At 42.3% G+C, this 17027-nt stretch carries 11 protein-coding genes; 3 read left to right on the top strand and 8 right to left on the bottom strand.

Annotated features, from left to right (window positions below; translation table 11 throughout):
• Positions 1–616 precede the first annotated feature (616 nt).
• Together NIE88_RS14165 and NIE88_RS14160 are read right to left on the bottom strand one after the other, a co-directional pair.
• The gene (locus tag NIE88_RS14165) at positions 617–1621 is read right to left on the bottom strand and encodes a DUF4030 domain-containing protein (protein WP_253063060.1); all 1005 of its coding nucleotides are present in this window, start codon (positions 1619–1621) and stop codon (positions 617–619) included.
• Positions 1618–2139 carry an RNA polymerase sigma factor gene (locus NIE88_RS14160; RefSeq protein WP_253063058.1) on the bottom strand — a complete coding sequence of 174 codons (522 nt, stop codon included), beginning with the start codon at positions 2137–2139 and terminating at the stop codon, positions 1618–1620. The genes NIE88_RS14165 and NIE88_RS14160 overlap by 4 nt, the downstream gene beginning before the upstream one ends.
• 518 nt (positions 2140–2657) lie before the next feature.
• Between NIE88_RS14160 and NIE88_RS14155 the strand changes: the two genes are divergently transcribed.
• Both NIE88_RS14155 and NIE88_RS14150 read left to right on the top strand, forming a co-directional pair.
• Complete coding sequence (locus NIE88_RS14155) at positions 2658–3107, top strand: MarR family winged helix-turn-helix transcriptional regulator (RefSeq protein WP_253063056.1); 450 nt, start codon at positions 2658–2660, stop codon at positions 3105–3107.
• On the top strand, positions 3104–6331 hold the full coding sequence (locus NIE88_RS14150) for an MMPL family transporter (RefSeq protein ID WP_253063054.1): 3228 nt from the start codon (positions 3104–3106) through the stop codon (positions 6329–6331). The genes NIE88_RS14155 and NIE88_RS14150 overlap by 4 nt, the downstream gene beginning before the upstream one ends.
• 146 nt (positions 6332–6477) lie before the next feature.
• On the opposite strand, the gene NIE88_RS14145 is transcribed toward NIE88_RS14150, so the two are convergent.
• From NIE88_RS14145 to NIE88_RS14135, 3 genes are all read right to left on the bottom strand, one after another.
• Positions 6478–8466, bottom strand: a complete 1989-nt coding sequence (locus tag NIE88_RS14145; RefSeq protein ID WP_253063052.1) for a methyl-accepting chemotaxis protein — start codon at positions 8464–8466, stop codon at positions 6478–6480.
• 357 nt (positions 8467–8823) lie between these two features.
• The gene (locus NIE88_RS14140) at positions 8824–9243 is read right to left on the bottom strand and encodes a GNAT family N-acetyltransferase (protein ID WP_253063050.1); all 420 of its coding nucleotides are present in this window, start codon (positions 9241–9243) and stop codon (positions 8824–8826) included.
• A 26-nt stretch (positions 9244–9269) separates the two neighbouring features.
• Positions 9270–9407 carry a hypothetical protein gene (locus NIE88_RS14135; RefSeq protein ID WP_253063048.1) on the bottom strand — a complete coding sequence of 46 codons (138 nt, stop codon included), beginning with the start codon at positions 9405–9407 and terminating at the stop codon, positions 9270–9272.
• 170 nt (positions 9408–9577) lie between these two features.
• On the opposite strand from NIE88_RS14135, the gene NIE88_RS14130 reads away from it, so the two are divergent.
• Positions 9578–10906, top strand: a complete 1329-nt coding sequence (locus NIE88_RS14130; protein WP_373689441.1) for a hemolysin family protein — start codon at positions 9578–9580, stop codon at positions 10904–10906.
• 15 nt (positions 10907–10921) lie between these two features.
• Here NIE88_RS14130 and NIE88_RS14125 read toward each other — a convergent pair whose 3' ends face one another.
• The 3 genes from NIE88_RS14125 to NIE88_RS14115 all read right to left on the bottom strand — a co-directional run bounded on the left by NIE88_RS14125 (position 10922) and on the right by NIE88_RS14115 (position 16926).
• Positions 10922–15148, bottom strand: coding sequence for a 2-hydroxyacyl-CoA dehydratase (locus tag NIE88_RS14125; protein WP_253063046.1), 4227 nt, complete (start codon positions 15146–15148; stop codon positions 10922–10924).
• 11 nt (positions 15149–15159) lie between these two features.
• On the bottom strand, positions 15160–15813 hold the full coding sequence (locus NIE88_RS14120) for a TetR/AcrR family transcriptional regulator (protein ID WP_253063045.1): 654 nt from the start codon (positions 15811–15813) through the stop codon (positions 15160–15162).
• Positions 15814–15969: 156 nt separating this feature from the next.
• A complete protein-coding gene (locus tag NIE88_RS14115) occupies positions 15970–16926 on the bottom strand; it encodes a helix-turn-helix transcriptional regulator (protein ID WP_253063044.1) in 957 nt (318 codons plus the stop codon).
• Positions 16927–17027: the final 101 nt, after the last annotated feature.

Below are 17027 nucleotides of genomic sequence, written 5' to 3'. Positions count from 1 at the left end.
AATCGGATCGCTATAAAAGAAGCATATAAGTGATTTTGGGCGAATCTGTTGCGCGTTGGAGATGAACGAGGGCTGCCTCCATTATCGATGGGGCTATGCGTAAAATGCTTGCGTTTTGTACTTAATTCATCTTCTTATCCTTGCTTCAAATCACTATATCATATTTGTCATTACCGATTACTTTTTCAACTTCATCAGATTTTAAAAATTGCTTCACATGATTTTCAACTTTTGCAGTAACTTGACGTGCATCTGAATCAGTGGGAATTTAAGGACAATGTTATATCAATATTCATGGTATTCTCTGTTGCTTCACTTCCCACCCCTTTTATGTTGTATTCCTTTTTTGCCATCAGACCCTCGGCAATTGCTGTAAATATCGATTCCCATCGTCCATCTAATTTTTGTTCTTGCAAATTGAATTTACTAGACTCAATCGGTAGTTCTTAGAGATTGTATTTTTTTGCAATGAACTTAATTTTTTGTTCTATTTCATCTGTTCTTTTCTCGTGGAGGGGCATCAACCAAGAAAAGAATATCCGAATGTTTATCTGGGCTTAAAACGATATCCAACTTTTTGGGGTCCATCTATTCACTGCTTTTTTTCATTTTTTCTTTAATTGATTCGTTGATGATCTTTAGAATTAATAATAATTTTGTATTTTTTACCCCCGATTCGCTTTTGAGCGTCCTCTGATTTCAAAAAACTGTTTATGAGTTGCTCTATTTTAGCGGCAGTTTTCTTTGACTCCTCATTCACTTGATCATAAGTAGTAGTAATTATGAAATTCATCGTATTTTCCTTAATCGAATAACCGAACCCTTTCACATGGTACTCTTTCTTTGCAAGAAACCCTTCACCAATTGTGGTGATGAGCGGGTACCATTGATCATCCAGCCGTCGCTTCGCCATGCTGTAAGTTGTAATTTTAATCGGATCATCATCCATATGATACCGATTGACAACTTCCTTAATTTTTTGTTTGATTTCACCTACTCTTTTTTCTGTGTCCGGTATTTGGACATCAAAGGCCTTTATTCGAATGCCGACAATTACATCCGGGAAGCCTTTAAGGGAAACGCCTAGTTCCGAAAGTACTTTCGTCCTTTTTTCCTCTTCAGGTTTCTCTTTTATAGGCTTGCTGTCCTCCGTCGAATCAACCGTTTGAATTGAAAACGCATCAAAATCATTTTCTTTTATCACGACGCGCTTCAATACATCAGCAGCTTCCTGCCTAAGCTCTGGATCGGTGCCATCTTTAATGCTGACAACAATTTTTTTATCCTTTCCAAAAAGTATGCTAATACCATCGTAAGGAATATGCTTCGCATCGAGTGCCTCTGCAACCCTCGTGCTTATATCTTTATGATAAATCGCATTGAGAAAAGGAATTTTCTGAGCGACATTAGCCATCGCCGGTGAAACAAATGGAGAATCTACCAACAAACAAAATGCAAACAAAACCGCAGCAGCAACGGCTACTCCTTTTTTCTTAATACCCCATTTCCTGCTTTTAGCAGGCTTTCCATCATGCATTGCCTGCTCAACCCCGGCAACCACTCTCTGGTGCAGTTCATCAGGAATGTCCATGTCTATCATGTCATCTCTTAATTGATTCATAGAAACTGCCCCTCCCCGTAATTACTTCTGATTTTCGATAAGGCACGATATAACATTGATTTCACAGTGCTCTCGGGTGTATCAATAATTGTTGAAATTTCTTTAAATGTGTACTCTTGATAATATTTCAATATAAGAACCGCCCGCTCGTCAGCAGATAAAATGTTCTCTATGACGTCTTTAAGTGACAAAGATAATGCGAGATCTTTCTCCGCAGGGTTCACTACCTGTGCCTGATTTTCATTTGTTTGTGTCAAATAAATAACTTTTTTTCGCTCGCGCAGGAGATCAATTGCACTATGTATCGCAATGCTGAACAGCCAAGATTTAAACTGCTCTCTATCTTTCAGCGTATGAAACTTCTTAAAGGATCGATAAGCGGTTTCTTGGACAACGTCCAATGCGTCTTGCTTGCTTTTGACATAGACAAAGGCCATTCGATAAATATCTTTCTCGTATTTTTGGAACAACTCTAAAAAGAGCTTTTTGTTCTGCTGATCTCCTGTTCCCCAAAACAAATAGACTCACCTTCTTTTCATCTGATGAAACGGAAACATATAGGAGTGACAATCGTTAAACAGTGTTGTTTCTTCATATGTGATTTTCTTTTCGGCCGCTTTTGGCCGAACTCATTTCATAATAACCTTTATAGTGATCTAATTGCTTCTTTTTACAAATGAAATCATCGACACAGCGTTCAAGATGTTACGTTTCATCTGAGAACCGTCGCCAAAATAGGTAAAATGATTCGAGATTGATGAAGATGTGCGTCGTACCTGTAAGTAAACGGGGGCTCGAATTTTTCCAAGCAATCTGATCAAAGGGTCTTTGCTTAATTTCATTTTAACGCTCTTTACCTCCTTTTTGATTTATCTTTTATTAGACGGGCAAGAAGCGATTTTAGTCGAATAAAAAATATATTTTTTTAAAATCAATTTGAATAATGGAATATTATTCATTTTAGTTGACTGTATTAACTAAATACTGTTATCATAAAATAGTTAACACAGTTACCTATCGAGGAGTTGTTGTCTTATTGAAACATGATACGATCCAAACCTTAATTGATGTTTATGAAGACATATCTATTTATAAGTCGAATAAAGTGCACGAAGCCGTGGATGAAATTATTAAAACACATGGGATCACATTTGAACAGCTATGCCTGATGCGTATGTTAAAAAAGAAGCCCGGGATGAGTCCCAGCCAGATTGCAGCGCTGCTGGATATTAACAAAAGCGGGGTCAGCATTCGTGTGCACCGATTAATTGACAAGCATTTTGTAGAAAAACGAATGATTGATAATCGCAGTTTCGGTTTATACAACACCGATCTTGGACAGTCGCTTTTGAATAAGACAGAACAGAAAGTACGCAACCTTGTAGGCAATTGGATCAATGAGATTGGTGAAGAAGATTGTAAGGAATTTATTCGTATTTGTACGAAAATCAATGAAACGATTGTAAAACAAAAGGAGAAAAAATGAAAAAAGTTATTAAATGGCGATGGGTATTGCTCGGAATCTGGATTCTCGGTCTTGCAGTCCTTATTTTTACTGCTCCAAATTTTAATGAACTTGTCCGTGATAAAGGCGGGTACTCAATGCCTGAAAATTATCCGACACAGCAAGCCGCTAAGTTAGAAAAGAAGTTCAGCAAAAATAAAGATACAACTGCCTATGTAGCAGCTTTTCATTCGGACAAGGGCTTATCCAAAGAAAATCTGAACGCCATTGAGAAGACGCTAAATCGTGTGAAAGACAACAAAGGTTCCCTTAAGATCGAAAGTGTCATTGATGTCTTTGATCATAAGGATTTAAAAGATCAACTGGTGTCAAAGAACAATAAAACGTTAATGGCTATGTTTCAGGTACAAAATGTAAATCCGACGGCTGTTCACTCACTTCGAAATAAAATAGATGCCGAGCTGAAAACAGAAGGTGTCAAAACCTACTTAACAGGTCAAGAATTGATTAATGATGACATGAGTTCGGCTGCTGAGGCAGGCGTACAGCGGACAGAGGGGCTGACACTCATTTTCATACTGGTTGTCCTTTTTCTCGTCTTTCGTTCTGCTGTCGCTCCGTTTGTACCGCTTATTACAGTAGGCATCAGTTATATTGTTGCCCAATTTGTTGTGTCTTTTTTCGTAGACTCTTTCAATTTCCCGGTTTCAAACTTCACTCAGACCTTCATGATCGCTATTTTGTTCGGTATTGGAACGGACTACTGCATTCTCCTTTTAAGTCGATTCAGAGAGGAACTTGCAAAAGGAAATGATAAGTATCAAGCAACTCAAACAACGTTTCGGACGGCCGGGCTGACCGTATTGAAAAGCGGAATCCCTGTTTTTATTGCTTTTCTCTCACTTGCGTTCGTTGAATTCAATCTGTATCGTAGTGCGATTGCTGTGGGTGTCGGCGTCATATTCCTGCTGCTTGCCCTCTTTACGCTGCTCCCGCTTTTCATGACCACATTGGGCAAACACCTCTTTTGGCCGATGGGCGGGAAAATCAAAGAGCCGAAAAGCGACCTGTGGGCAACCGCAGGTAAACTTGCCTTTGCACGCCCGATCGTCGCTTTGCTGATCGTCGCTTTATTTACGATCCCGCCGATCATCACCTATAATGGGCAGCTTTCCTTTAATTCACCTGAAGAACTGCCGAATTCCTATGGAGCAAAAGCCGGATTTAATGTCATTTCTAAAGATTTCGGCGCGGGAAACATGTCACCGGCAACAATCTACCTGCAAAATGATGATAACATGCGCACATCGGATTATGTCGCGCTGATTGAACGCATCTCCTTAGACATAAAAAAAGATCCAAATGTTGATAAAGTGATGAGTGTTTCACGCCCGCTCGGAAAACGATTGAATGACATTTATGTAACCAAGCAGTCAGATACCGTTCATAAAGGGCTGAAAAATGCCTCCGGCGGTTTGGGAACCCTGCAAAACAATCTGCAGACAACAAGTAAGAAAATCGACAAGTCTCAGCCGCAATTGAATTCTGCAATGAACGGAATCGACAAACTGCAAACCGGAACATCAGCGACAAAAGACGGTGTTCAGAAAATGCAATCCGTCCTATCACAGATTTCAGCCGGAATCAAGTCAGGTTCAGCCGGAACAGGAGAAATCCGAAAAAATGTTCAAGATGCACAAAAACAGTTGAAACAGCTACAAAGCGGTCAGGAACAGATTCAGAACGGCTATCAACAGGTCGCTGACAATTTGCAAAAAGTCTCGGACCAGCTCAGTCAATTTTCATCATCCAAATCTGGAAGCCAGCCCGCTATTGACACAAGCGATCTGGAAAAGACACTTGGTCAGATTCAAATCAATCTGCAAGCGTACATCAAAGCTCATCCGGAAGCCATGCAGGATCCGAATTTTGTTCAAATGGCAACGGGATTAAAGCAATTACCGACAGTTATGGAAAGTCTTCAGAACAGCATCCAAACGGAGATATCCAAACAAACCAAAGCCGCTAAAGCACAAATTACTCAGCTAAACAGTGGCATTCAAAAATTGGCCGATGCCATGAAGCAATTGAACAGCCAGTCTGCAAAAGTGACGCAGGGGATTAGCAGCTTCCAATCCGGGCTTACCCAACTCGATGACGGTCTCGGCCAATTGGAAAACGGATTGAATCAGGCAAGCAGCGGCCAAGACCAGGTCATTCAAAACACACCGCAGCTGACTCATGCACTGACACAGATCGCTTCCGGTCAGAAACAGCTGAAGAGCGGATTTGGCGACGTTCAGGATCAAATGCAGACACTGTCCGGTGGGCTTGCCAAAGGCGCTGACGGTGCAAAGAAGATTAAAAACGGCGTTAATTCAGCGAATGATTTTATTGGCAACTGGACTAAGGTCTCCTATGAACAGTCAGGAATTTATGTGCCGGATCAAATCTTCACGAATAAAGATTTCAATGATGCTCTTGACCAATATATGAGTAAAGACGGAAAAATCACAAGCATTCAGGTGACCTTGAAAGCTGATCCTTATTCAAATAAGGGAATTGCTCATTTTCAGCAATTCAAAAAAGAACTTCCGTCTATTTTGAAGGGAACAAAGCTTGAGAACGCACACGTAGGAATCAGCGGTATCTCCAGCTTTAACAGTGATTTGAAGCAGCTCTCAAGCTCTGATTATCAAAAAGCCGTTACTTTTGTCATCATCGGCGTCTTTATCGCACTCGTCATTGTCCTGCGGTCACTGACGATGCCGATCTATTTAATGGCATCGCTGCTCCTGACCTATTTCTCGGCAATGGGCTTTTCGGAATTAATTTTCTCGAAACTGTTCCACTTCTCCGGATTAACGTGGACTACTCAGTTCTTCGGCTTCATTGTACTCGTCGCACTGGGCATTGACTATTCAATCTTTGTGATGGCTCGATTCAATGAATATGCCAATCGGGCGATTCGTGAGCGCATGCTGCTGACACTGTGGCATATGGGCAGCGTCATCTTCTCGGCGGTGCTTATTTTAAGCGGAACCTTCGCAGCAATGATGCCTTCCGGTATGCTCTCACTTGCTGAAATTGCCAGCGTCGTCATTATTGGTCTGATCCTTTACGCCGTGGTCATTATCCCACTCTTTGTTCCCGTAATGGTCAAATTGTTCGGCCACGGCAATTGGTGGCCGTTCTTACCGAAAAAATCGAAAAAGATCACAACTGATCAAGGCCGTACTTTTTAAGTAGTATCCGTTAACTATTCTGTTGTATTGTCTGTTCATTGTAAATTTTATCGCTTAACACTTGATCATTTAACGAAAGAGCCGTCATATCACTGGACGAACGAGTGATATGACGGCTCTTATTTTAAAAAAAAGAGGACAAAGATTTATTCGTGAACTTTAAACACGGAAACGAGCTGCTGCAACTCATCTGCCAAGGCAGACAATGTTGTTGCACCTCCGGCTACCTCTTCCATGGCAGCTAATTGCTCTTCAGTGGCCGCCGATACACTTTCCGAATTCTCACTAGCCACAGATGTTAATTCTGCAATGCTAACCATAGCTGTGTTGACATTTTCTACCTCTGTGGTGATCGAATTAATTGAATGAGTTACTTTGTTCACTTCTTTTGAGACCGTATTCATTGATGATTGAATATCGCCAAAGGATAAACCGGTTTGTTCCATCATCTTAATTCCTTTATCGATTTCGATTTTACCGCTCGCCATTGACTTGATTACTGCTGCGGATTGTTCTTGAATTGAGCGAATCACTTCAGAAATTTGCTTCGTTGATTCTGCGGATTCTCTCGCTAACTTGCGGATTTCCTCTGCAACAACGGAAAAGCCCTTACCTTCTTCTCCGGCACGGGCCGCTTCAATCGCCGCATTTAAAGAAAGCAAATTGGTTTGAGCGGCAATCTCTTCAATCAGACTGTTTATTTGTCCGATACTGCCTACTTGAGTCACCAATCGGTCAATGGTATCTGACGCCTGTGTATTCGTTGCCTTAATATTTTTCACCTGAGTAACTGCTTTTTCAAGAGCCTCTTGCCCGTCATCCACTTTCTGCATGGTTGTCTCAGAGGCTTGGTCAAGTGTTGATGCCATGGTATCGATGACTTCAAGTTCTTTTGAGATTGCCTCAGATGATTTTTTGGTGCTTTCAATTTTGGCAGCTGAATCACCGGCTTCGCTTGCAATTTCTTGAATTGAATGAGCTATTTCATCCGAGGTCGCCTTATTTTCTTCGGTTGATGCGGATAGTTCCTCAGAAGAAGCCGCTAATGTTTCTGATTTTTGCGTGATTTTTTCCATGAGACCTTTTAATTTATCAATCATTTGATTGGCGAGGCGGCCTAAATTTGCGAATTCACGATTAACCTCAATATCTTTACCCATTCTATGAGTCAGATCACCGTCACTGATCTTCGAAAATAAGGCAACAAAATGCTCCAGTGGTTTAATAATATACCGCAAAATATAAAAGAGTGCCAAACTTGAGAACAGAATCAGCAGTGCCGCAGCAATTAAAATGATCTTGAATAACAACGGATTGACGACAGCCCTTATATCTTGATTAGCCATGACACCGCCAATCTTCCATCCGGTTTCAGGATTCGTCGTATAAAAGATGATGTTATCTTTATTCTTCTCAGGGTCCTTAATCATACCACTTTTGTGTTTAGATAACGGTTTGAATAAATCGGGATTGGCTTTTGAACCTGTTTTCGCAACTGGATCAACAACCCACCTTCCTTCATCATCAAGAATAAACGCATAGCCACTTTTTCCTACAGTCATTTGTTTTGTCACTTTCTGAAGTGCGCTGATATCAACGTCCATACCAATGACAGCTTTTTTATCAGCAGTTGCCTTAGCCACCAATAGTGTCATTTTGTCTGTTAGCGTCGATTTAAAAGGTGGGGTCGTCACAACTTGATCAGGATGCGCCATTGCCAGTTTGTACCACGAATCTTGATTTGGTTTGATGGTTAGCGCCGCATCAGGAAATCGGACGTAACTTCCCTTATTATTGCCGACCGTTATTGCCTGGATGCTGACATGCGTTTTCTGGACATCAGCTAAAAGCGTTGCTATTTTCTTTTTTTCCAATAAGTCCCCGGACAATTGACTGCTCACTTGATTAACAGCGAAAGTATCTTCATTAACAAATTGCGCTATATTGTTGTTCAATGCCTTAACATTGCTTTTGGCTTCCGTATATAATTGGCTGCGAAGCGCTGTATCGACATCCCTGTATACAATTGAAAAAATAATTAAATCAGGAATAACAACGACAAAAACAATAATTAATATCTGTATCACCTTAAGACTGAATTTAGAGTTGCCTCTTCTCTTTTTCTTCTCCGCCATTCTCTTTGCCCCTTCTCTTGCACGATTTTGCTAATCATTCCATCTGTCATTGAAAGTTAATACAAATCCTCCTTGGCTTGTCCTCAAAAACATTTAACTCAAATGTCGCATGGGGACATCATTTTCAATTTAATTATCGGATCTTTCAATGGCTACATTTACTTGACGCGCATGGTCACTAACCGTGTCGGTGCATCACAAGTGAGGACGAGAAAAATCACAAAAAAAATGAACATGCGAAAGGCACTGAATAGTTAAGTTTTTCAGTGCCTTCCATAGTGTTTTTAATGTTTTGTTGTGGTAAAAAATGAAAGCCATAAAAACGGATGGATCAGTTGCTGAACCATTCACTAAAGATCAAAGCATTTTCTGCAATATATACTGGCATTCGCCTTTGCCAGGATAATCTCCTATTCTCCCAATCACTTGAAAGCCAAGCTTCTGATAGAACAGCGGCGCCTGATAGCTCATGGTTTCGAGCAGAACCATGTCACAATGATGTGCACGCGCTTCCTGCTCAATTCGTTCAATCAGCTTTGTCCCGACTCCTTTTATCCGATTCGCCTCGCTCACGGCAAGCAGACTGACATGAAGTGCATTCCAGTGAAATTCAGCGGCTGCTCCGCCAATGATTTTTCCTTGATCATCATACATGGCAAAACTGATTTTCCGAAGTCTTCTGTCCGCAAAGGCGGGCCGTTTCTCTTCTGTATTTACTTGCAATTCATGATCAACCCAGCTCTTGATTTCATCATAATTCGCTTTCCTTATTTCCACTCAAAATTCCTCCGGCAGTCATAACTTCAAAATTTAAATGCACCTGACGCATAATAGTAAATTAATGTCGCGATCACGTCAATTGCGCAGACAACAGCGATAATGGTTACGATCTTGCTTCGCTTTGCTTTTTCTGCATTTGGTTTTGCTTCTTTTTTGTCCATTTGTCCGCCTCCGGCTTGCGTCATTTTATTTATTTTATCACATTTTCTTCAATGATTTATCAAAACCGACTGATGCACTGCCTCCATGTTTCTTTTTTTATAAAGTGGGGATAGTACATATGAAGTCTCATATTTTTTACATATTAAGGGGCGATTACTTGGATACACCCATGGGAGACAGTGGAAATTCAATTCTTTTCCAGCTCATACTTATTGCTCTATTAACTTTAATCAACGCTTTTTTTGCGGCCGCCGAAATTGCCTTTGTTTCGTTGAATAAGAAACAAGTTGCGCATCAAGCCGATCAGGGTGATCGCAAAGCCGTTCTCTTAGAAAAATTAATCGGCGACCCAGGTAATTTCCTCGCAACCATTCAGGTTGGCATCACCTTTGCCAACCTGTTTTCAAGTGCATCTGCCGCAACCGGACTTGCAAGCCGATTTGCGGATGTGCTGCCGATCCCTTATGCCCAAGAACTATCGATTGCAGTGATTACCATTCTGTTGTCTTATGTCACGCTTGTATTCGGCGAACTTTTTCCAAAACGGATTGCCTTGCAAAACACGGATAAGATTGCACGTTTTTCAGTGAGTCCGATCCTCTTCCTTAGTAAAATCGCATTACCGTTCGTTAAGCTGCTCTCGTTTTCGATCCATTTGCTGGCAAAGCTTGCACGAATGGATCGAAATCAAACGAGCGAAATTACCTCACGTGAGGAAATTCAGATGCTTGCTCAGACCGGAGAAGATGACGGATCAATCAATTCGGATGAACTCGGCATGATCCGAGGTGTGTTTGAATTGGATGTTAAAAAGGCGCGCGAGATTATGACCCCGAGGACGGAAACATTTGTGATCAGTGTGGACACACCGCCTCATGAATTGGCACAAATGATTTTAAATGAAAACTATTCGCGAATTCCTGTCTATCAAACCGACAGCGATACGATTGTTGGAGTGCTCAATATGAAGGATTATTTCAAAGCCGCGCGTGATGTTGGTTTCGATCATGTTGATCTGGCTTCTCTATTACGCGAACCACTCTTTGTTCCGGAAACAAAATATATCGACGACCTGCTTCATGAAATGCAAAAAACGCACAATCATCTATCCATATTAATTGATGAATACGGCGGCTTCTCCGGCATTGTCACCATGGAGGATCTCATTGAAGAGATCGTCGGTGAAATTGACGACGAGCACGATGAAAGCGAACGAAAAATTACACGAATTGATGATCATAACTACCTCATTAGCGGTTTGCTTGAGATTGACGAGTTTAATGAACGCTTCGGCACCTCGATTCAAGGAGCAGACATCGATACGGTTGCCGGCTTTATTTTGAGTCAGATCGGGTCCATTCCTGAAGAAAACGAGCAGGTCATCGTTAGTTATGAGAATATGGTGTTTAAAGTCGTTTCTGTCAAAGACAACCGGATTGGGCAGATCCATATTACAATTCAAGACAGGCAAGCCAACAGAGATGACACGAATGATTGACGAAACGGAGCTGCTTCAGGCATTTACCAGCTGATTTTTTGCAATACTGATCATCAGCTTAATCCGATTTTCTTGATTGACACGACTCGATCCCGGATCATAATCAATCGATACCAGGTTAGCATTCGGATGTTTCTGCTTCAATTCATGAAACATCCCTCTTCCGAGAATATGGTTTGGCAGACAGGCAAAAGGCTGCGCGCAAATAATATTGTTAATTCCCGCATCCAGCAATTCAGCCATCTCTCCAGGAAGCAGCCAGCCTTCTCCCATCTGGTTTCCGATGCTTAAAATACCGGCAGCCCTTTCAGCAATAGCCTCAATTCGGTGAGGCACCGAAAAGCGTCCGTTTTTTAAAAGCGCCTGTCTGATCGGATCGCGGTAATGCTCAATGAAACGGATCGCAGCCGTACCTGCAAATACCGGCAACTTTCCCATACCAAAATGATCGCTGCGGAAATGCCGGTTATACAGGCCGTATAAAAAGAAATTGACAAAGTCCGGAGCGACCGCCTCACCGCCTTCAAATTCGATTTGATCGATCAATTGATTGTTGGCAAACGGACTGAACGCAACATATATTTCACCGACAATACCTACTTTCGGCTTCTGGACATCATTAACCTTGATATGAGAGAAATCCTGAATCATTTGGCTGATCATGCTTTTATAGCGTCTCATGGAAAACCGTTCCAAGAGTATTGAGCAGCGTGCCAGCCACTTTTGATAGAAAGCGTCTGTGGTTCCTTTGTTGTTCTCATAAGGGCGCACGGCAAACCTCAACCTGAGAAGAAGATCGCCCAGGCAGGCAGAAACAACTAATTTCTTGATTAAAGGAAGGGTTATACGAAATCCCGGCTGTCTTTCAAGACCTTTTGAATGGTTCATTGAGATCACCGGAATATAAGAATACCCGGCATTAATTAACGCCTTTTTCAGAAGTGCTATATAATTCGTGGCGCGGCATCCGCCTCCGGTCTGTGTTAGGAGTACCGCCGTTCTCTGCAAATCGTATTTCCCCGATCTGAGTGCCGATACAAGCTGGCCGATCGTGATGACAGCCGGATAGCATGCATCATTATTTACATATCTGAGTCCTTCTTCTACCATGTCTGGTGTCAGCGTTTTTAAAATCTTAAAACGATAACCATTAAGTTCAAACGCTTTTTGAAAAAGAGCGAAGTGTGTTGGAATCATTTGCGGTGCCAGTATGGTATACTCTTCTTTATCCTTTTTTTCGAATACAGGAGCACCGTTTGACTGCATTTTTTTCACGCGCTCTGGACGTTGCTGTTTTTGCCGTTCATTAATTGCCGCTTTCAGCGAGCGCAGACGAATTCGGATGGCGCCCATGTTGCTGTTTTCATCCATTTTGATCCACGTATAGAGCTTATTTCCAGACTCTAGGATCTCCTGAACCGCATCTGTTGTAATCGCGTCCAAACCGCAGCCAAAAGACGTAATCTGAACGAGTTCAAGCACTTGATGCGCCTTAACTGCTTCCGCAGCTCGATAGAGCCGGCTATGATACGTCCATTGATTGACAATGTGCTGCGAACCCGATCCTTGATCCAGATGGCTGACCGAATCCTCTGTAAGTACCGCCATGTCCATCTTGGCTATTTCCTCTGGGATTCCATGATTGACAAGCGGATCCAAATGATAGGGATGACCGGCAACCACAATGCCCTTCTTTCCCGACTGTTCAAGTTCCGCGATGACTTCATTTCCTCTTTGCCTGATCCAGTCATGAAACCTGTTTTCTTCCTGCTGCGCATGGATCAGTGCCGCATTCAATTCCTGATGAGGGATATCAGGAAAACACAACTGTAATTCTTTTGCCAGAGCAGGCATTCTTTCCAATGATAGAAATGGCTGAATAAAACGAATGCCGTCATCCTTTAATTGCGCCATATTGACACGGATAACCTCCGGATAAGAGGAGACGATCGGGCAGTTATAATGATTATTTTGATATTCACTTTCCTTTTTTTCATAGACAACTGCGGGGTAAAAGATAGACAGAACGCCTTTTTCAACAAGGTTGATGATGTGGCCATGCACGAGCTTTGCCGGATAACATACACCTTCAGACGGAATCGTTTCCATCCCTTTTTCAAAACTACGCTGGCTGAACGGATCAGACAGAACAACTCTGAATTTCAATTCGGTGAAGAAACGATGCCAGAACGGATAATTTTCATACATATTGAGTGCCCGCGGGATGCCGATCGTTCCGCGAACGGCTTCTTTTTCATTGAGTGACGGACGGTCAAAGAGATAATGCAGCTTCTCATCCATTAAGTTGGGGACGGTTATTTTCTTTTTTATTTTTCCGGCACCGCGCTCACATCGATTGCCGGTTATAAAAATCCGTTTGTCGGGAAAACGTGTAATCGTCAAGTGGCACCGATTTTCGCAACCACGGCATCTTCCATGCGATGTTTTCACTGTAAGATGGTCGATTTTATCGATAGGCAATATGTCGGAATTCTGCCCTGCTCCGCTGCGTTCTTTGGCGAGAATCGCGCAGCCATAAGCCCCCATAAGGCCGGCAAGATCCGGCCGTACGACTTCTTTTCCAATCATTTTTTCAAATGCTCGAAGCACAGCATTATTTAAGAAAGTGCCTCCCTGAACAACGATATGCTCGCCAAGATCTTCGACATTTCGCAGCTTAATGACTTTGAATAAAGCATTGCTGATGACCGAATAAGCAAGTCCCGCTGAGATATCCGCAACTGCGGCTCCTTCTTTCTGAACCTGTTTGACTCTCGAATTCATGAATACGGTGCACCGGGACCCCAGCTCAACAGGTGCTTCAGCCTCCACAGCCATAGCGACAAATTCCTTAAGCGGAAGTCCTAATGTATCAGCGAAATTCTCAAGGAATGAGCCGCAACCTGATGAACAGGCTTCATTCAGTATAATCCGATCAATCGCTCCGTTTCTGACACTCATGCATTTCATATCCTGACCGCCGATATCGATAATGAAAGCAACATCCTGCTGAAATTGACGTGCCGCCTTATAATGAGCAACAGTTTCCACTTCACCGCTGTCAATCTGAAACGCTGTCTGAATTAATTTTTCTCCATAACCGGTGACGACAGATCCGGCAATAATCACTTGATCCTTTTTTTCCTGATAGAGTCGCTGCAGGCCGGTTCGAACGGTTTCAATCGGATTCCCTTTATTGGGTTTATAATAAGTAAACAGGATTTCATTTTGCTCACCCATCAGAACCATTTTCGTTGTTGTTGATCCGGCATCAATCCCTAAATAACTGTTCCCGCTGTATGTCGCAAGGCTGCCTCGCGGGACTCTCGCTTCAGCGTGCCGACGCTCAAATGCCGTTCGTTCGCCCTTATTTTCGAACAGCGGCGACATACGCAGAGCAGCGGATTTGTTCCCATTCCATGCATTTACTTTGAGCTGTCGAATCAGCGATTCAATTCGAATTTGGCTATGCTTCCCTCGCTCCATCGCCGCACCAATTGCAACGAAATACTGCCCGTCATGGTCTGCCATGACATGTTCTTCCGTCAGGTTCAGACTGACCATAAATCGATGCCTGAGCTCAGGAAGGAAAGTCAGCGGGCCGCCAAGAAATGCTACATTCCCACGAATCGGTCTTCCGCAAGCCAGCCCTGATATTGTCTGATTAACCACTGCTTGAAAAACAGATGCTGCGATGTCTTCGCGACGAACCCCATCGTTAATCAGTGCCTGAATATCGGTCTTCGCAAAAACGCCGCATCGAGACGCGATCGGATATATTTTTTCAGATTTAGACGCTAATTGATTCAATCCTGCCGCATCCGTTTGCAGCAAAGAAGCAATCTGATCGATAAACGCTCCGGTACCGCCCGCACAAGCGGAATTCATTCGCTGCTCCATACCGTTCGTGAGATAGATTATTTTCGCATCTTCACCGCCAAGCTCAATAACCACATCACTATTTGGATTTCTTTCTTTAACCGCTTGCGTACAGGCAACCACTTCCTGGACGAAGGGAATGCCCATCTGTTCAGACAAACTTATCCCGGAAGAACCGCTTGCATGGAGATGCAGATCAGCAGATGGAAACTTCTCTGCAAGCCGGTTTAAAAGGTTAATGACCGTCTGCTTTATCTCTGAGAAATGTCTCAGATACGATTTAAAAACAAGTTGATGTTCTTCATTTAAAACAACCATTTTCGCTGTTGTTGATCCGATATCGAGTCCGACCTGCAGTTTCATCAGGAATCCCCTCACCTATTTATTTGATTCATTGTCAGAATTGAAGGCATATAAAAACGAACGATTGATTGAATCTGATCATCTGTCGGAAAATCAACTGTTTCAGCGGCTGTCAGGATTCCGTCAATAAAAATAAACGTGAGCAGCCCCCCAATGTACGCACGGGCAGCTATTTCAGTGTTATTAATCGTGATAAAAGATGCTTGATTCGCTTTTTTAAGCAATTTCTCTACATTACGAAGTCCGCGCAGCGGCACAGCTTCACGAAACAGTTTACCAAGCTCAGGAAATTGAACGATTTCAGAAACGACCATGCGAGCCATTTTCAAATAATCCGCTTGCATAAAATGATTCAGCATTTTCTTAGAAAAAACGATCATCGATTTTTCCGCTTCTTCAGGAGTGGAGAAACTCAAATCATTTAACACTTCGGAAAACGCATCATCGGAAAGCAGAAAAAGCTGATGCGCAATCACATCAAATAACAGTTCTTCTTTTCCAGAGTAATAGGTATAGACGGTTTGCTTAGAGACGCCCGCATATTCTCTGATTTGATCCATGCTTGTTGCCGAAAAGCCATTCTTTAAAAAGAGTAGTTTCGCTGCCTGCAAGATTTGCATTTTCTTACGCTGCGCACGAAGTGATCTCGGACTACTGTTATCCATGGCGCCAACTCCTAATCGATTGCGGTATCGAATTAAAAACCGTACCGTTCAGTTTGATTTTAACCTTTATAATTTCAGAAGAGAATATTTTCCATTGATTCTTCTTAAAAGTGACACATTCTCCCCATCATTTTCATCAGTAGCATTGCATTTCCGTTACCAGTCACTGCTGCAGTAAAGTGCTGCAAGGTTTCTGACCTGCTTGGCTACCTGACTGCGTAATTCATCTGGTTTTAACACTTCAACCCTTGATCCATAATAAAGAATTTCATGCACAGCCTGGTCAATCGTTTCAAAAGTGACGGAAATAAGCACTTTGCCTGTCTCATCCTGCTTTAATATTTTGAGATTCAGATATTTATTGTTTGAAAGTTGCTCAATGATGGAAGAGTCAATGCGAAGTACACAGAACACCTTTGGGAGACTCTTTTCAAATGATTGATACCAATCATTCCAAAAATGGGTGATCTCAAAACTGCGGGGAATAGCAAAAAATTTCTTTATGTACGTAACCTTTTGAACGCGGGACACGCGGTAAACCCTTAATTGCTGATCATGCATCGCCACAAGGTACCACTTATCCGCCTTTGCGACAAGACCATAGGGTGCAACCTCTCTCAGAATGATCGTGCCCGTTTTCTTACGATAGCTCATCTGGATTAATTGATGACGCACAACTGCCACTTTAATCATCGACAAACAAGGAACCTTATCCAACTGATCAAACCATCCGCTATGATCCAGATAGATGCGTCTTTCCCATGTACCAACCTCTGGATCATCTTTTGAAAAATTGACGAGGAGCCGATTAAGAAGATCACGGTTCACATGTACATTTAGATCATTAAATAGCTTCGGCGACTGTTTGATGCATAACGCATGTATTTCCTGCGATGTAATCGCCGGAATATTAAGTGGCAACCTTTTCTCCATTGCAAAACCGCCATGCGATCCTCTGACCGAATAAATCGGCAGGCCGGCAAAGCTGAGTGCATCTATATCACGATAAATGGTTCGCTCGGTAACCTCAAGTTTTTCCGCAAGTTCTCCGGCTGAAACGATTTCTCTTGTCTGAAGAAGCAAAATAATTGAAAGCAAACGGTCTGCGCGCATCATCATCACCCTTTTTTAAGTATATCACTGATATCTGACAGAAGATGTCATGATTATTTCTTAAAGTATAAATAATGAACTGACAAAAGGAGTGACTACTC

The sequence above is a fragment of the Sporolactobacillus shoreicorticis genome, assembly GCF_024125445.1.
In the GTDB taxonomy this organism is placed as follows: Bacteria; Bacillota; Bacilli; order Bacillales; family Sporolactobacillaceae; genus Sporolactobacillus; species Sporolactobacillus shoreicorticis.
Note: the sequence above shows the minus strand (reverse complement) of the source record. Positions and strands in the feature narration are given on the sequence as shown.